Below are 16,769 nucleotides of genomic sequence, written 5' to 3'. Positions count from 1 at the left end.
CCCAGGGGACGCAGGGGATGTGGCCCCAAGGGGAAGCGGAGAGGTATTGCCAGGATGTCGGTGTTGGAGACCGCGCGGCGTCGCCGCCCGGCCGTCTTTTTTCTGACCCGCGGCCCGATTTTGGCCGCCCTCTCCGGTATTGTCCTGACCGTCCTGGCCGCATTCTACGTCCATTCCATGCTGTCGGGCGTGGCCCAGGCCCGGCTGGCGGATGAGGCCGACGCCCGCAGCCGCCACGTGCAGCAACGCCTGGACCGCATCGCCGCCACCCTAGGCGCGGAGGGCGACTTCCTGACCGCCAACCCCTCCCCGGCGGAATTCGACCGCCAGGTGGCCCTGCTGATCGACCTCCGGCCCGAGATCCGGGCCGTGTCCTGGGTGGGGCCGGGCGGTCGCATACTGCGCACTGGTCCCATAGGGGCCGAAATCGCGCCGGCCGACATGGCCGACCTCCCGCTTTCGCCCGAGGGCGTCACCGTGCGCCTGAGCGCCGATGGCGCCAACCTGTTGCTGGCGCGGTCCACATCCGGGGTGGCGCCCAGCGGCGCGTCTAGTGGCGCGCCCAGTGGTGGGATGGCGCTGGTGGCCCGCATCGACCTGCGCGACCTGCTGACCCTGCGCATGGAGGGGCAGGCCGATCCTGCCCTATGGACCCGGCTCAGCCTGCGGTCGCGCGGGGGCGAGGCCGCCTTCGTCCAGACGGGGCATACCGCCACCGCCACCTCCGAATTCAGCCGCGCCCTCTCCATCGGCGACGGGGTATGGTGGCTGGACATGACGGGCGACCTGGTGGCCGGCCTGGCCCGCCAGTCGTGGGAGGTGGAGGCCGTGCTGGTCTTCGGCTTCGCGTTGACCTTCGGCGTCAGCCTGGTGCTGATGGTCAGCCGCCGCCGCGCCCATGACCGCACCGTGCTGATGGGCAGCCTGGAACAGGCCAACGCCGTGCTGCATGCCAGCGAGCGGAAGTACCGCGACATCTATGAGAACGCGGTTGAGGGCATGTTCACCATCACCGTCGGGGGCGCCATCCTGTCGGCCAACCCCGCCCTGGTGCGCATGCTGGGCTATGCCTCGGAAGAGGATCTGGCGACCACCTTGACCGACGCCTGGACGCAGCTGTTCGTCGATCCGCGCCCCCGGGTGGAATTTCCCCGGGAGGTCATGGACCGTGGCGCCATCCAGGATTTCGCGGCCGAGATCCGCCGCCGGGATGGCAGCACCCTCTGGGCATCCCTGTCCGCCCGGGTGCTGCTGGATGGGGCGGGCCGCGCCTACGCCATACAGGGCACGGCCGACGACATCACCGACCGCCGCCGGGCAGAGGTGGCGCTGCGTCTGGCCAAGGAGCAATCGGAATTCGCCAGCCGCTCCAAGACCGAATTCCTGGCCAACATGAGCCATGAGCTGCGCACGCCCCTGAACGCCATCATCGGTTTTTCCGAGATCATCGGCAGCCAGTCGCTGGGCCCCATCGACAACCCCGCCTACGCCGAATACGCCAAGGACATCCACGACAGCGGTCGCATGCTGCTGGACCTGATCAACGACATCCTGGACCTGTCCAAGATCGAGGCCGGAAAGCGTGAGCTGAACGAGCACATGGTGGATCTGCCGCGCGTCTTCGCCTCCTGCCTGCGGGTGGTGAAGGAACGGGCCATCCGCGGCGGCATCCATCTGCAGACCGACTATGCCGACTTCCTGCCCCGCCTGCGCGCGGACGAGGTGGCGCTGAAGCAGTTGCTGTCCAACCTGCTGGCCAACGCTGTGAAATTCACACTGAAGGGCGGCACCGTCACCCTGGGCGCCGTGGTCGACGGCGACGGCCGCCTGGTCATCACCGTGGCCGATACGGGTATCGGCATGCGGGCGGAAGACATCGGCCGCGCCCTGGAACCCTTCCGCCAGATCGAGAACCCGCTGACCCGCACCGCCGGCGGCGCCGGCCTGGGCCTGCCCCTGGTGCGTGCCCTGGTGGAACTGCACGACGGCAAGCTGGAGATCGAGAGCGAGCCCGGTACCGGCACCATCGCCCGTGTCATCATGCCCGCCGACCGGGTGTGGCCGGACATCGGGCTGGTGGCCGCGGCGAACTGACCGTCACCGGTCCCGTCACCGGGGACCCGCACCGGCGGGGGCCGTAGCGCTCAGAGCCCGGCTTTGTTCAGCAGACCGAGAATGCTTTCCAGCACCACGTCGGCCATGGGGCGCACGGGGGATGGCCAGATTTCCGCCAGCCGCCCGTCGGGCGTGATCAGATGCTTCTGAAAGTTCCAGCGCGGCCGGCCCGCTGCTTCCCCCACGCTGCTGACCACCCACTGGAAAAAGGGGTGGGCGTTGGGGCCGATCACGGTCTGCTTGGCCGTCAGGGGGAAATCCACGCCGTAGGTAGTGGCGCAGAACTGCGCGATCTCCGCCGGGCTGCCAGGCTCCTGCCCGCCGAAATCGTTGGACGGCACGCCCACCACCACCAGGCCCCGGCCGCGCAGGCGGGTCCACAGCGTCTGCAGCTCGGCATATTGCGGGGTGTAGCCGCAGGCCGACGCCGTGTTCACCACCAGCACCGGTCGGCCCTTGAAGGCGCCCAGCGGTATGGTTCCATCCCCGGTCAGGCTGGGAAAGGTGAAGCTGTGGGCGTTCAGCCGTTCCCGCGTCTTCGTTTGCTCCATGGGCCTGACCTGGGAATTGGAAGGGGCGCGCGGGGGCGGCGCGAAAGAGGCTGTGCGATCGGCCGCGCGGGGGGCCATGCGGGGAAAACTGTTCTGGCTCATCTACAGGTCTCAACCGTACCGCTGTTCGGTCCAGGGATCGCCCTCGTTATGGTACCCCCGCACTTCCCAGAACCCTGGCGTGTCGTCGTTGACGAACTGGATGCGGCGCAGCCACTTGGCCGACTTCCAGAAATAGGCCTGGGGCACCACCAGCCGTACCGGCCCGCCATGTTCCCGCGTCAGGGGCTGGCCCTGCCAGGTGGTGGCCAGCAGCACATCGGGCGCGCTGAACGCCGCCAGGTTGAGGTTGGTGGTGTAGCCGTCATAGCTGTGCAGCAGGACATGGGCCGCGTCCGCCTGGGGCCGGGCCAGCGCCACGATGTGGTCGGCGGAAACGCCCCGCCACTGGTTGTCATAACGCGACCAGGACGTGACGCAGTGGATGTCGGACGTGTCGCTGAACGCCGGCTGATCCTGGAAATCCGCCCACCGCCAGGTGAGGGGATGGTCCACCAGCCCGTCCACCGTCAGGGTCCAGTCGTCGGTGCCCACGTCCGGCAGGATGCCCAGGTCCAGCACCGGCCAGTTGGTCACCAGGCGCTGTCCCGGTGGCAGGCGCGGGCGGGCCGCCGCAGGGTCGGTCCGGTCCCGGTCGGCCTGGGCGCCGGTCAGCAGCCGGCCGTCGCGCGCCCAGGCGCGCTTGGTCGCCACCAACTTGCTCTCAGGGGTCTTGTGGTCATCGGCGCCCAGGGCGGCATCCGGTATGGTGTCGTCGGGACTGTCCGTGGCCATGCGCCGGGTTACTCACATAATCAGCCGGGGGCGGCCGGGAATTGGCCGGGTGCCCGCGGGAATCACGGGGAAACGTTGTGTCAAATCGTGGGCGCCGGGTCCACATGCCGCGCCGCCGCCACAATCTTAAGGATAGTGCGCCCCGCCCCGCCTGCCTACCATGCAGCGGCAATTTTGGCGGGAACTGTGCTTCGGGACCTATGCTTTACGGCAACATCCCTCGTCCGGCCGTTGGCAGTCCTACCCTTTAAGGTTAACGTTCGGCCCCTTCCTTGATCCTTGGACCCCTGGTCCCCGGCCCTTGATACACCCACCCGATTGTTGCGGATGATGCGGAAAGCCCTTTTTGCCGTTTCCCTGGCGCTTCTGGCGTCCCTGCTGCTGTCGCCCGCGATGCCGCCCGCCCGGGCGGCGCAGGGCGCGCCCGCGGCCGCGCCCGCCGACCCATCTTCGCCCGACCCATCCTCCACCGACTTGGCCCAGGCCCACCAGCCGCCGACCGATCAGCGGCCACCGGATGCGGGTGGGGACGCGGATGGGAAAGCGCGGGATGACGCGCAGACCCCGCACGGGGAAGCGGCCAAGGAGCCGGTGGCCGTTCCCGTGCCGGTGCCCGTTTCGCCCCCCGCCAGCCATGCCGTTTCGGCTGCCGCTTCTTCCCAGGCGGCTGCCCTGCTCCAGACCCTGCAAGACCCCCAGCGCCGCGATGCCCTGATCGCCCAGCTGAAGCTGTTGGCCGACGCGAACCCCGGTGCCACCTCCGCCCCAGCTTCCACCCCAGCCCCTTCTCCCGTCACGGCCCCCGTCACGGCTCCTGCCGCGGCAGCCACTCCTGCTGCGCCGGCGCAGGAGTCGGAGGTGGAAGCGCTGGGTGCCCGCATGCTGGACGCCCTGTCAGACCGCATCGAGGAATTCAGCGAGGAGATCGCGGCCGCCGGCCAGGCCTTGCTGGATCTGCCCAAGGCCTACCGCTGGCTGGACCGTCAGATGTCCGATCCCCGCCTGCGTGTGCAGTGGGGCATCCTGCTGGGTGAGGTGTTGCTGGTGGTCATCGCCGGCTATGTCGCCCGTCTGGCGACATTCTGGCTGCTGGCGCGCCCGCGCCGGGGTCTGGAACATCGCCAGCCCCGGAACTGGGGCGTGCGCCTGGGCCTGCTGCTGACCCGCACCCTGCTGGACATCGTGCCCATGGTGGCCTTCGCCCTGGCGGCCTATGGCGTGCAGACCCTGACCCATCCGCCCAAGCCCGCCTCCACGGCGGCGCTGGGCATCATCGTGTCCAGCTTGCTGGTGCAGGGCGCGACGCTGGCGGCCCGCTTCCTGCTGTCGCCGGGCGCCCCTTCCCTACGCTTGCTCCCCGTGGGGGATGAGACGGCGCACTACATCTACATCTGGGTGCGCCGCATCGCCCTGACCGCCGTCTATGGCTACTTCGTGGCGCAGGTGGCCTATCAGCTGGGCCTGCCCTATCGCCCCTACATGGCCTTGCTGAAGGTGGTGGGCCTGATCGTCGGCATCATGCTGGTAATCCTGGTGCTGCAGAACCGGCAGAGCGTGGCGGACTGGATCCGGGGCCGGGACCCCCTGCTGCCGCAAGACCCGCATGATGACGGCGCGCTTGAGGCGCAACTGGCGGCCGAAATCTCCGGCGACAGCCCCATGGTCGCCACCCCCCCGCCCGCGCCGACCGCCTGGGGGCTGGTCCGGCGCCGCCTGGCGGAAGTCTGGCACATCCTGGCCATCGTCTATCTGGTGGCCATCTACGGCATCTGGGCGCTGGAGGTGAAGGGCGGCTTCGGCTTCGTTTCCCGCGCCACCCTGATCAGCGTCGTCACCCTGATCGTGGCCCGCCTCCTGATGGAGGGGATAGACCGCCTGATCCGGCGCGGCTTCGCCATCCCGGATGATCTGAAGCGCCAGTATCCGCTGCTGGAATCCCGCGCCAACCGCTATCTGCCCATCCTGCACCGGGGCGCCAAGGTGGTGGTGTGGCTGGCGGGATTGCTGACCGTGCTGCAGGCCTGGGGCGTGGACAGTTTCGGCTGGCTCAGCACCCCCTTCGGCCAGCGGGCCAGCGCCTCCCTTCTCACCATCGTCCTCATGGTCATCTTCGCGCTGATCGTGTGGGAACTGGTCAGCGGCGGCATTGAACGCTACCTCAACACCACCGACCGCCACGGCCGCCTGGTGGAGCGCAGCGCCCGCATCCGCACCCTGCTGCCCCTGGTGCGCAACGCCGTGCTGGTGATGCTGCTGGTCATGGTGGGGCTGACCGTGCTGGCGGAGATCGGGGTCAACATCGCCCCGCTGCTGGCCGGTGCCGGCGTCATCGGCGTCGCCATCGGCTTCGGCTCGCAGTCCCTGGTGAAGGACGTCATCACCGGCCTGTTCATCCTGTTCGAGGATACGATCTCCGTCGGCGATTCCGTGACGCTGGCCGGCTACACCGGCACGGTGGAAGGACTGACCATCCGCACCATCCGCCTGCGCGACGACAGCGGTGCGGTCCATACCGTGCCGTTCAGCGCCGTCACCGGCATCTCCAACCTGACCAAGGACTACAGCTACTTCACCGCCGATTTCGGCATCGCCTACGCCACCGACCTGAACCGGGCCACCCAGATCATGACCGAGATCGGCGAGGAACTGCAAAGCGACAGCCTGTTCGGCCCCGCCATCCTGGCGCCCCTGGAAATCCTGGGCGTCAGCGAATTCGCCGAGAAGGCGGTGAAGATCAAGTTCCGCATCAAGACCCGCCCCCGCCGCCAGCTGGCCGTGGGCCGCGAGTTCAACCGCCGCCTGAAGCTGCGCTTCGACGCCGAGGGCATCCCCTTCCCGGTCTGAGGCCCTTCCCGGTTAGAGGGGCGGCGTCACCCGAGGATTTCGTCCGGATCGGCCGCGTCCACGATACGCGCGGCGGTGTCGAAATCGAAGCCGGCGCGGGCCAGGGTGGCCAGGTCCTTGTCGCGCCTGGCCTCCCGCTCCGCCTCAGGTCGGAAGGGGCCCAGCCGGCGGCGGCGGGCGTAGGCGTGGGCGGCACGCAGGTCTGTCGAGCCTTCCTCGGCATCACCCAGATCGCGGGCGAGTTCGCCCAAGGCGGCATCGACCAGATCGGCGTCCACGCCCTTGGCCGCCATCTTCTGACGGATGGTGCGGGTGGATCCACCCCGGCGGTGCAGGCTGGCCACGCGGCCCTCGGCGTAGACGCGGTCGTTCAGCAGGCCGCTCTGCTGGTAACGGGAAATCAGCGCCTCCACCCACTCCGCCCCTTGCGCCCGGTCTGTGCCGTGGGCGGCTGCCGACATGTCCACCTTGCGCATCAGCACGCGGCGCAGCGCGGCGGTGGAGGCGGCGAAGCGCTCCAGGTAATGCAGGGCGGCGCGCTCCAGATAGGCGGCGCTGACCCGCCTCGGGCCCCGGCGCTGGGCGGGCTGGCGAGGGGCAGGGCGGGCGGGCGGGTCGAAAAGATCGTCGGTCATGCCGGCCATGGTAGCCCCGAGGAACGCCGCCACGCCATCGTTGTGCCGGCCCCTGTGATGCCGCTCATATTGCCGGATGGGGGGCGCGGCGTTAAGGTCGGGCCCAGCCTTGCCGGGGCACATCCCCGGACCCTTCCGCACGGGCGCCTTAAATCCATGACCATGCTGCAGCAGTCCCCCTTGTCCGGCATCGCCGCCGCGACGCCCGTCCCGGCTCCCCGGGCCCTGGGCGCCATCAACTGGGTGGGCTTCACCACCCTGACGAAGCGGGAGATACGGCGCTTCCTGAAGGTCTGGGTGCAAACCATCGCCGCGCCGGTGGTGACGACGCTGCTGTTCTATTCCGTGTTCGCCTTGGCATTGGGCGGCGTGGTGCGCATGGTGGGCGACGTGCCCTTCCTGCGCTTCCTGGGCCCGGGCCTGATCATGATGGGCATGGCGCAGAACGCCTTCGCCAACACCTCGTCCTCCGTGCTCGTGTCCAAGGTTCAGGGCAACATCGTCGATGTGTTGATGCCGCCCCTGTCGCCGTTCGAGTTCGTGTCCGCCTTCGTCACCGGCGGCATCGTGCGTGGGCTGATGGTGGGTCTCGTTACTTGGATCGTCATCCAGCTGGTGGTGCCGCTGGGCCTGCACGCGCCCTTCTACGTCCTGTTCCATGCCGTGATGGCCTCCATGCTGCTGTCGCTGCTGGGCCTCATCGGCGGCATCTGGGCGGATAAGTTCGACCACATGGCGGCCATCACCAACTTCGTGATCACGCCCCTGTCCTTCCTGTCGGGCACCTTCTACACGCTGGACAGCGCGCCGCGCTTCTTCCACACCGTGGCCCATGTGAACCCCTTCTTCTATTTCATCGACGGGTTCCGCTACGGCTTCATCGGCCGCACCGACGGCACGCTGGGCACCGGCATCGCCGTGATGCTGGGCATCAACCTCGTCCTCTGGCTGGTGGCCCTGCGCATGGTTTCCACCGGCTACAAGCTGAAGGCCTGACGCCATGGACATGCCGGTGGACGGGGTGGGTGCCGAAACGCCGTTGCCGGCCGGGGCCTACCGGCCCGACCGCCGCCGTCACCATGGCCGTTTCAACACCCTGGGCTTCCTGACCCTGCTGGGGCGGGAGATCAAGCGCCTGCGCAAGCTGGCCATGCTGTTCCTGGTGGCGCCCGGCCTGTCCGCCGCCCTCTACTTCACCGTCTTCGCCTTCGGCCTGGGCGACAAGCGCGGCACGCCCGAGGGCGATGCCATCTTGGCTTTCCTGGTGCCCGGCCTGGTGACCCTGTCCCTGCTGACACAGTCGGTGCAGATCCCCTCCTTCTCCATCCTTTACGCGAAGATGGAGGGCGCCATCCTGGACCAGCTGATGGCGCCGGTGGGCGCGGCCGAGATGCTGGCCGCCTATGTCCTCTCCGCCATGGCCGCCGGTGTGGCCAGCGGGGCCGCCGTGTGGGTGGGGTTCCTCGTCTTCTGGCAGGCGCCCATGGCCGATCCCGCGTTGGTGCTGCTGTTCGTGGTGCTGGGCTCGTCCATGATGGCCACCTTCGGCGTGCTGACCGGCCTCATCAGTGTGAAGTGGGACCATCTGTCGGCGGCCATGACCTTCGTCTTCACGCCCTTGATCTTCCTGTCCGGCCTGTTCGCTCCGGTGGCGGGCATGCCGGGGGTGCTGCGCGCCATCGTCCAGGCCAATCCCATCTACTACGCCATCGATGGCGTGCGTATCGGCTTCCTGGGGCAGGGGCAGGACCAGGCGGCGCTGGCCGTCCTGGTGCTGGTGGCCGTGAACGTCGCGCTGCTGGCCATCGCCGGTACCCTGCTGCACCGCGGCTACCGCCTGCGGAATTGATATTCCCCGAAAGAACACGGGCCTGGGACCATAAGTCCTTGGCGCGGCGGGGATTTTAGCGGAATGACCGCTCCAGCCATGTGCTAGGGGCGCAACTGTACTGGCTGGCCTGCTGGCGGAGGGTTTGCAACCACGGGCCGGCTTGCCTAGAGTGCCGCGCCATGGGACAGCGGACTTTGGACATAGACCTCGCCAGCGGCGACTGGCAGTGGATGGCCGTGCATGGCGGGGCCGTGCGCATCTGCCTGCCCGCGACGTGGACCCGCGTCTACCGTGACGACGGCGGCCTGGCCCTGCAGTCGCCGGTGCTGTGGGCGGCCACCGACGGACGGCCCGTGGGCGGTCACCCGCTGGACCTGCTGGTTTCCGTCACCACCTACGCCAATGAATACGGCGTGGATGCCGAAGACGCGTTGCAGTACCTGGATCGCGACCATCTGCTGCCGCCGGGCGTGACCGCCATGGCGTCGGGCGACCGCCGCTGGATCGCCTACTGCGCCGCCCTGCCGGCGCCGCCGCAGCCGGGCCAGACACTGGAGCAGGCCGCCGCCGCCCGCGTTCCCGAGGCGCAGATCTTCGTGTGGAAGATGGCGGACTTCCGTCCGCCCGACCGGGTGCGCGTCGCCACCCTGCAACTGTACGTGCCGGGCGAGGAATTCTGGGTGCCCGGCCTCGGCGCCCTGCTGGACCGCCTCGGCGACGAGATTGGCCGCATGGAGTTCGGACCCGCCGACCAGGGCCCCGTCAGTGCCGTCACCATGCGCAACATCGTGCATGCCGATGTCCTGCGCTTCCGCCTTCCCTGGGATTGGCGGACCAGCGACGAGGATGAGGACGACCTGGGCGGGCCCGAGACCAGCCACTTCCGCCGCCCGGACGACGCCGAGGCTGACGAGACCCTGCGGGTCGTGGTGCACGACTATCCGCCGCCTGACGACATGGAACCGGAGTCCGCCCTGGAATCGGCGCTCGCCGCCGGCCTGGACTGGGAAGCCATCACGTCGGAGGAAGGTGACGGCCTGCCCCCGGCCGTGCTGCTGCGGCGTATCGCCGCCCAGTTCGCCGACGGGCCGGACGGCCAGGTGGGCATGGGCAGCGTCGATACCTTGGCGGATGACGAGGTGCTGGCCCGCTTCACCCATACAGCGGTGGAGGATGGGCGCCGCCGGCGCTGCCACCTGTGGCTGCGCGGCGCCGTGGTGGGCGGACGGGCGACCCTGGCCGTCTTCTCCTACGGCCTGCCTGAGGGGCTGCAGGGCTCACCCCTGGCGGCGGATGCGGTCGCCATGCTGGAACGGGAAATCCGCCGCGCCCAGATTGGCGGCTATGAATCGCTACCCGTCGGCGACGCCTCCGGCAACGGTGACGACGGCCTGCCGCCCGGCATGGCGCCGGATTGGCCCGCCGGCGGTTGGAACGCCGGCAGCTGGGATGAGGGCGACGCCCTGCTGGATGACGAGGATGACTTCGACGAGGACGGGGATGGTCCCCTCGACTCGGACGAAGAGGATGACGGCTATCGCCGCCGCAAGGGCGACGACCCCGCCAAGAACTGACGCGGCGCGTCGGCGGCCATTCTTTCAAAACTCCGCCAAAAAAAAACGGATGAACCCGAAAGGCGGCCCGCACGGCCGTCGTTCCGGTCATCCGTTCCATGCGTGATCCATCCGCCCCGCCCCGTTCACAGAGGGGGCTTATGACCCTGTCAGCAGCGTTCTGTCAGCAGCGCCCCTGGGGGGTGCGGTCGAGCAGCGATTGCAGGCCCACGGTGCGGCTGTCCGCGGCCTTGGCGGCGTCTTCCGCGGCCAGGGAGGCCAGGCCCAGGAGGTGGACCAGTTCCCCCATGTTATTGCGGCGGGCGTCCAGCGCCAGATTGTCGAGGCAATGCTTGATGGCAATGGCGGTAGTGCGGCGCGTGTCGGTCATGACTTTGTGCCCCAAGGATGCGGGCGACCCCTCGCCCGGGGGTCCAAGCGACCCCTGAAGTAATTACAGCACAGATCTGGGGCGCCAAGTCAACAGGAAGAATAAAATCTCAACTAGCGATACACCATCCTACCTCGCGCCCTGCCAATCTGGTTGTACAAGGCAATAAGTTATAATTTTGCAGCAATAACCGGCTGTAAATCGGCTCGTTAATCCCATGTTAATTCCATATCCGGCGGATTACGCCGGTATTCACACGACATTCACTTGGCGCCGGCAATTTCTGACAAATTGTAACTTGATGGATGGAAAATCGGGTAGCCGCCAGCCGACCTTCCCGCGCCAAGCGGTGGTGGGGGGGAGCCAACACCACCCCCAGGGCTGGCGAGGCGGCGGATGATGCCGCTTACGCGCTATGGGATAGCGGGACATATGCCAGGGGTGGAATGGGCGCTTTTAGCGGGGCTTGGCGCCGCAAAGCCGGTTGCAGCCGGGCGCCGCCCTGCCTATATCTGCGTGGCGATGCGGTCGCTCCCGTTTCAGGATGGGGAGGGCCGTGCCATGACGGGCGCCACCGGGTGCCGCGCCATGATCGTGTTGAACGTGTCCCGTTTTAACAGGGGGACCGCTCCGGTGCCGGAAGGGCCGTCGCGCGTCTGCCACATTGGAAGGGTTAGAATTATGAGCAAAGTCATCGGTATCGATCTCGGCACCACCAATTCCTGCGTGGCCGTCATGGAAGGCACGTCGGCCAAGGTGATCGAGAACGTCGAGGGCGCGCGCACCACGCCGTCCATGACCGCTTTCACCCAGGGCGGGGAACGCCTGGTCGGCCAGCCGGCGAAGCGCCAGGCGGTGACCAACCCCGAGAACACGCTGTTCGCGATCAAGCGCCTGATCGGCCGCCGTTACGACGACCCGCTGACCCAGAAGGACAAGGGCCTGGTGCCCTACAAGATCATTTCGGGCGACAACGGTGACGCCTGGGTCGAGGCCCATGGCGAAAAGTACAGCCCCAGCCAGGTGTCCGCCTTCATCCTGCAGAAGATGAAGGAAACGGCCGAGAACTACCTCGGCGAAAAGGTGACCCAGGCCGTCATCACCGTGCCCGCCTACTTCAACGACAGCCAGCGCCAGGCGACCAAGGACGCCGGCCGCATCGCCGGTCTTGAAGTGCTGCGCATCATCAACGAGCCCACGGCCGCGGCGCTGGCCTACGGCATGGAGAAGAAGGGTTCCGGCATCGTCGCGGTCTACGACCTGGGCGGCGGCACCTTCGACGTTTCCGTGCTGGAAATCGGCGACGGCGTGTTCGAGGTGAAGTCCACCAATGGCGACACCTTCCTGGGTGGCGAGGACTTCGATGCCCGCATCATCGACTATCTGGCCGACGAGTTTAAGAAGGAGAACGGCATCGATCTCCGCAAGGACCGTCTGGCCCTGCAGCGCCTGAAGGAAGCGGCCGAGAAGGCCAAGATCGAGCTGTCTTCCGCCATGCAGACGGAAGTCAACCTGCCGTTCATCACCGCGGACCAGACCGGTCCGAAGCACCTGAACGTCAAGCTGACCCGCGCCAAGCTGGAAGCCCTGGTCGAGGATCTGGTGGCCCGCACGGTCGAGCCCTGCAAGGCGGCCCTGAAGGACGCCGGCCTGAAGGCCAGCGAGATCGACGAGGTGATCCTGGTCGGCGGCATGACCCGCATGCCCAAGATCATCGAGACGGTGAAGCAGTTCTTCGGCCGCGAGCCGCACCGTGGCGTGAACCCGGACGAGGTGGTGGCCGTCGGCGCCGCCATCCAGGGTGCCGTGCTGAAAGGTGAGGTGAAGGACGTCCTGCTGCTGGACGTGACCCCGCTGTCCCTGGGCATCGAAACCCTGGGCGGCGTGTTCACCCGCCTGATCGACCGCAACACCACGATCCCGACCAAGAAGAGCCAGACCTTCTCCACGGCCGAGGACAACCAGACGGCCGTCACCATCCGCGTCTTCCAGGGTGAGCGCGAGATGGCGGCGGACAACAAGATGCTGGGCCAGTTCGACCTGGTCGGCATCCCGTCGGCCCCGCGCGGCGTGCCGCAGATCGAGGTCACCTTCGACATCGACGCCAACGGCATCGTCAACGTCCAGGCCAAGGACAAGGCGACCGGCAAGGAGCAGGTGATCCGCATCCAGGCCTCCGGCGGCCTGTCGGACGCCGACATCCAGCGCATGGTCAAGGAAGCCGAGAGCCACGCCGCCGAGGACAAGAAGCGTAAGGAATTGGTGGAAGCCCGCAACCAGGCCGACGGCTTGATGCACTCCACCGAGCGTACGCTGAAGGAGAATGCGGAGAAGCTGCCGGCCGCCGAGAAGGCTGCCGCGGAGAAGGCCATCGCCGAGCTGAAGACGGCGCTGGAGGGTGAGGACGCGGCCGACATCAAGGCCAAGACCGAAGCCCTGGCCCAGGTCTCCATGAAACTGGGTGAAGAGCTGTACAAGTCCGGCCAGGACGCCTCGGCCGCCGGCGGTGAAGACCACGGCGCCGCCCATGGCGAAGGGTCGGAAAAGGTCGTCGACGCCGACTTCGAGGAAGTCGACGAAGACAAAAAGAAGTCCGCCTAAGTCTTTCTTAAGACGATCCGGGCAATGACTGACTAGGTATCGGGCCCGTTCTCCGGTGAAATCCGGGGGGCGGGCCTGAGCCCCATCAGGGGCCTGTCCGTCAGGCCGCAGGCCCCTCGGGGCCTGGTGGGGCCCGGGTTCCGGCAATTCCCTGAAAGGGCTTAGGGCCAAACATGGCGAAGCAGGATTATTACGAACTTCTGGGCGTGGCGAAGACCGCCTCGGCCGACGACCTGAAAAAGGCGTATCGCAAGCTGGCCATGCAATATCACCCCGATCGCAATCAGGGTGACAAGGCGGCCGAGCAGAAATTCAAGGAAGTCAGCGAAGCGTACGAGGTCCTGAAGGACGAGCAGAAGCGGGCGGCCTACGACCGCTTCGGCCATGCCGCCTTCGAGAACGGCGGCGGCCGGGCCGGTGGCGGCGCCGGCGGCTTCGATTTCGGCAGCGGCTTCGCAGACATCTTCGAAGAGATGTTCGGCGACTTCATGGGCGGCCGCCGGGGTGGCGGGCAGGGCCCAGGCCGTGGCAGCGACCTGCGATACAACCTGGAAATCTCGCTGGAAGACGCCTTCAAGGGCACCTCCACGAACGTGCGCGTGCCGACCTCCGTCGCCTGCGACGTCTGCAACGGCACCGGCGCCGAGTCGGGCACTCAGCCGGTCACCTGCCCCACCTGCAACGGTGCTGGCAAGGTACGGGCGCAGCAGGGCTTCTTCACCATCGAGCGCACCTGCCCGGCGTGCTCCGGCGCCGGCCGCGTCATCAAGGATCCTTGCCGCAACTGCGGCGGCCACGGCCGCGTGCGCAAGGAAAAGACCCTGCAGGTCAACATCCCGGCCGGTGTCGAGGACGGCACCCGCATCCGCCTGACGGGCGAGGGCGAGGCCGGGGCCCGTGGGGCTCCCCCGGGCGACCTGTACATCTTCCTGGCCATCGCCCCGCACGCGCTGTTCATCCGCGACGGCGCCAACATCCAGTGCCGGGTGCCCATTCCCATGACCACGGCGGCCTTGGGCGGCACGGTCGAGGTGCCGACTATCGATGGCAGCCGCGCCCGCGTCTCCATCCCGCCGGGCACGCAGAGCGGGCACCAGTTCCGCTTGAAGGGCAAGGGCATGAGCGTCCTGCGCAGCACCCAGCGCGGCGACATGTATGTGACGGCCCTGGTCGAAACCCCGGTTAACCTGACCAAGCGCCAGCAGGAGCTGATGCGCGAGTTCGAGAAGGCGGGGGAAGAGAAGGGCGGCACCCACCCCGAATCGGAAGGCTTCTTCGCCAAGGTGAAGGAGCTGTGGGCCGACCTGAAGGAATAAGGGTTGTTGAATCGCGTCGGCGCGCCGCCTCCGTCCCAGGTTTTTGGGGGTGACGCGCCGGCGTTTTCTTTTGGGGAAAATCATGCAGCGTCTGTGCGTCTTCTGCGGCTCCAGCCCCGGCTTCGACCCTCGCCATCTTGAGGCCGCGCGCGGCCTGGGCCGGGCTTTGGCCGGCGCCGGCATCGGGCTGGTCTACGGCGGCGCCTCTGTCGGCCTCATGGGGGCTGTGGCCGATGCCGTCCTGGAGGCGGGCGGCCAGGTCATCGGCGTCATCCCGGAATCGCTGAAGAAGAAGGAAATCGCCCACGCCGGCCTGACCGACCTGCGCGTCGTCGCCTCCATGCACGAGCGCAAGGCCCTGATGGCGGAGCTGTCGGACGGCTTCGTCGCCCTGCCCGGCGGCATCGGCACCTTCGAGGAACTGTTCGAGGTCTGGACCTGGGCCCAGCTGGGCCATCACCAGAAGCCTTGCGCCATCTATAACGTCGCCGGCTTCTACGATGGCCTGACCACCTTCCTGGATGGCGTGGTGGCCTCCGGCTTCATGAAGCAGAACCACCGCGACATGCTGGTAACGGCCGACACGGCGGAGGATCTCCTGGACAAGCTGCGCGCCTATGAGCCGCCGGCCGTGACCAAATGGATCAAGGCGGACGAGCGCTGATAGGACACGGGAAAGAATAAGGCCGCCACGAAATGATCCCGGCGGCCTTTTCCTTTTGCCCGCGACGTCAGGCGGCGATCAGGTCATCGGCCGGGCCGAAGAATTCGTAATGGACGCGGTCGGCGGCGACGCCGGCCAGGGCCAGGCCGCTGAGATACGTACGCAGGAAGGGCTTGGGCCCGCACAGGTAGATGTCCGCCTGGTGCAGGGGCGTGTTCTCCCGCAGCCAGTCGATGCTGATGAAGCCTTCGCCATCGTGGCTGACGCCCAGCCGGTCCTGCGGGTGCGGATCGCTGTAGAAGGTGGCGACCTTGATGGTGGGGTGGCGGGCGGCGAGTGCCCGGACATGGGCGTCCATGGCGTGGGTGGTGCCGTTCAGTGCGCCGTGGATGTAGTGGGTTTCCAGGCCCGGGTGCCTGGCCGCGATCTCCTCCACCATGCTGACCATGGGGGTCAGGCCCACACCGCCCGACAGCAGGATGACGGGCCGCGCTGGCGCCTCATCGAGGAAGAAGTCGCCGGCGGGCGGCGTCGCCTCGATGATGTCGCCCACCTGGACATGGTCGTGCAGGTGGCGTGAGCCGCCGTTGCCGTTGGCCTCCCGCTTCACGGAGATGCGGTACTGCCGATCCTGCGGCGCGCAGGAGATGGAGTAGTTGCGCCTCACCTCGGTCCCGTCCGCCAGAGGGAAGCGGAAGGTCAGGTACTGCCCCGGCTTGTGGCGCGGCACGACGCCGCCATCCGCCGGCCGCAGGATGAAGGAGGTGATGACCGCGCTTTCCCGCACCTTGCCGGCCACCGTGAACTTGCGCCACCCGGTCCAGCCGCCCTGCTGCGACTCGATCCCGTCGCGCAGCACGGCCTCGCGGGCCTTCAGCACCTCCGCCAGGAACCAGTAGGCCTCCCCCCAGGCGTTCAGCACCGCGTCCGTCGCGGCGTCGCCCAGCACCTCCTTGATGGCGCCCAGCAGGGCCGTCGCCACATAGGGATAATGTTCCGGCAGGATGTGATAGCCGACATGCTTGTGGGCGATGCGCTCCACCACCGGGGTCAGCGCGCCCAGGTTCTCGATATTGCGGGCGTAGGCCAGGATGGCGGCGGCCAGGGCATGCACCTGGGCGCCGCCCTCGCCCTGGTTGGCATGGTTGAACAGGGCGCGGATGTGGTCGTCCTGGAACAGGCGGCGATACATGGCCTTGGTGATGGCGGGGCCGTGTTCGGCCAGCAGCGGCACCGTGGCCTTGACCAACGCGATGGTTTCCGAGCTCAGCGGCGTGGGCATTTCAAGCTCCTGTGGCAGCGGGATATAACATTCACTTCTGATGAATGTATTTGTGCTTGGCCGAACGTCGCATGTCAAATACATCTTTAAAGGGTGCATCGACGCCTGGGACATGAAATTCGCGCATGAAAAAGGCCGCCGGAAACCCCTCG

13 protein-coding genes are annotated in these 16,769 nt (G+C 67.7%); 8 read left to right on the top strand and 5 right to left on the bottom strand.

All coding sequences use genetic code 11. The features are described 5' to 3' along the window. Positions 1-54: 54 nt before the first annotated feature. The gene (locus FBZ87_RS13135) at positions 55-2,094 is read left to right on the top strand and encodes a sensor histidine kinase (protein WP_145610760.1); all 2,040 of its coding nucleotides are present in this window, start codon (positions 55-57) and stop codon (positions 2,092-2,094) included. Positions 2,095-2,144: 50 nt separating this feature from the next. Here the strand turns inward: FBZ87_RS13135 and FBZ87_RS13130 are convergent, their stop codons facing one another. Then, positions 2,145-2,666, bottom strand: coding sequence for a glutathione peroxidase (locus FBZ87_RS13130; protein WP_145610759.1), 522 nt, complete (start codon positions 2,664-2,666; stop codon positions 2,145-2,147). Positions 2,667-2,777: 111 nt separating this feature from the next. Continuing rightward, complete coding sequence (locus FBZ87_RS13125; RefSeq protein ID WP_145610758.1) at positions 2,778-3,500, bottom strand: sulfite oxidase-like oxidoreductase; 723 nt, start codon at positions 3,498-3,500, stop codon at positions 2,778-2,780. Between the two features lie 327 nt (positions 3,501-3,827). Here FBZ87_RS13125 and FBZ87_RS13120 point away from each other — a divergent pair, with 327 nt between their 5' ends. Continuing rightward, on the top strand, positions 3,828-6,344 hold the full coding sequence (locus tag FBZ87_RS13120; protein WP_246134385.1) for a mechanosensitive ion channel domain-containing protein: 2,517 nt from the start codon (positions 3,828-3,830) through the stop codon (positions 6,342-6,344). Between the two features lie 26 nt (positions 6,345-6,370). Here FBZ87_RS13120 and FBZ87_RS13115 read toward each other — a convergent pair whose 3' ends face one another. Beyond that, a complete protein-coding gene (locus tag FBZ87_RS13115; RefSeq protein ID WP_145610757.1) occupies positions 6,371-6,979 on the bottom strand; it encodes a regulatory protein RecX in 609 nt (202 codons plus the stop codon). A gap of 156 nt (positions 6,980-7,135) precedes the next feature. On the opposite strand from FBZ87_RS13115, the gene FBZ87_RS13110 reads away from it, so the two are divergent. From FBZ87_RS13110 to FBZ87_RS13100, 3 genes are all read left to right on the top strand, one after another. Next, on the top strand, positions 7,136-7,975 hold the full coding sequence (locus tag FBZ87_RS13110; RefSeq protein WP_246134384.1) for an ABC transporter permease: 840 nt from the start codon (positions 7,136-7,138) through the stop codon (positions 7,973-7,975). A gap of 4 nt (positions 7,976-7,979) precedes the next feature. Further along, complete coding sequence (locus tag FBZ87_RS13105; protein ID WP_145610756.1) at positions 7,980-8,828, top strand: ABC transporter permease; 849 nt, start codon at positions 7,980-7,982, stop codon at positions 8,826-8,828. 161 nt (positions 8,829-8,989) lie between these two features. After that, the gene (locus tag FBZ87_RS13100; protein WP_145610755.1) at positions 8,990-10,384 is read left to right on the top strand and encodes a hypothetical protein; all 1,395 of its coding nucleotides are present in this window, start codon (positions 8,990-8,992) and stop codon (positions 10,382-10,384) included. Positions 10,385-10,547: 163 nt separating this feature from the next. On the opposite strand, the gene FBZ87_RS13095 is transcribed toward FBZ87_RS13100, so the two are convergent. After that, complete coding sequence (locus FBZ87_RS13095; RefSeq protein WP_040849273.1) at positions 10,548-10,754, bottom strand: hypothetical protein; 207 nt, start codon at positions 10,752-10,754, stop codon at positions 10,548-10,550. A gap of 681 nt (positions 10,755-11,435) precedes the next feature. Between FBZ87_RS13095 and dnaK the strand changes: the two genes are divergently transcribed. The 3 genes from dnaK (at position 11,436) to FBZ87_RS13080 (ending at position 15,335) form a co-directional block, all read left to right on the top strand. Next, positions 11,436-13,355, top strand: a complete 1,920-nt coding sequence (gene dnaK, locus FBZ87_RS13090; RefSeq protein WP_145610754.1) for a molecular chaperone DnaK — start codon at positions 11,436-11,438, stop codon at positions 13,353-13,355. Between the two features lie 173 nt (positions 13,356-13,528). Next, complete coding sequence (dnaJ, locus tag FBZ87_RS13085) at positions 13,529-14,671, top strand: molecular chaperone DnaJ (protein ID WP_145610753.1); 1,143 nt, start codon at positions 13,529-13,531, stop codon at positions 14,669-14,671. 82 nt (positions 14,672-14,753) lie between these two features. Then, on the top strand, positions 14,754-15,335 hold the full coding sequence (locus tag FBZ87_RS13080) for an LOG family protein (RefSeq protein ID WP_145610752.1): 582 nt from the start codon (positions 14,754-14,756) through the stop codon (positions 15,333-15,335). 67 nt (positions 15,336-15,402) lie between these two features. On the opposite strand, the gene hmpA is transcribed toward FBZ87_RS13080, so the two are convergent. Further along, positions 15,403-16,617 (bottom strand): NO-inducible flavohemoprotein, encoded by a 1,215-nt coding sequence (gene hmpA / locus FBZ87_RS13075; protein WP_145610751.1) that lies wholly within the window; start codon positions 16,615-16,617, stop codon positions 15,403-15,405. Positions 16,618-16,769 lie beyond the last annotated feature (152 nt).

The organism is Nitrospirillum amazonense (assembly GCF_007828035.1).
GTDB classification, from domain to species: domain Bacteria; phylum Pseudomonadota; class Alphaproteobacteria; order Azospirillales; family Azospirillaceae; genus Nitrospirillum; species Nitrospirillum amazonense.
This window is presented reverse-complemented; position numbering and strand designations above follow the sequence as displayed.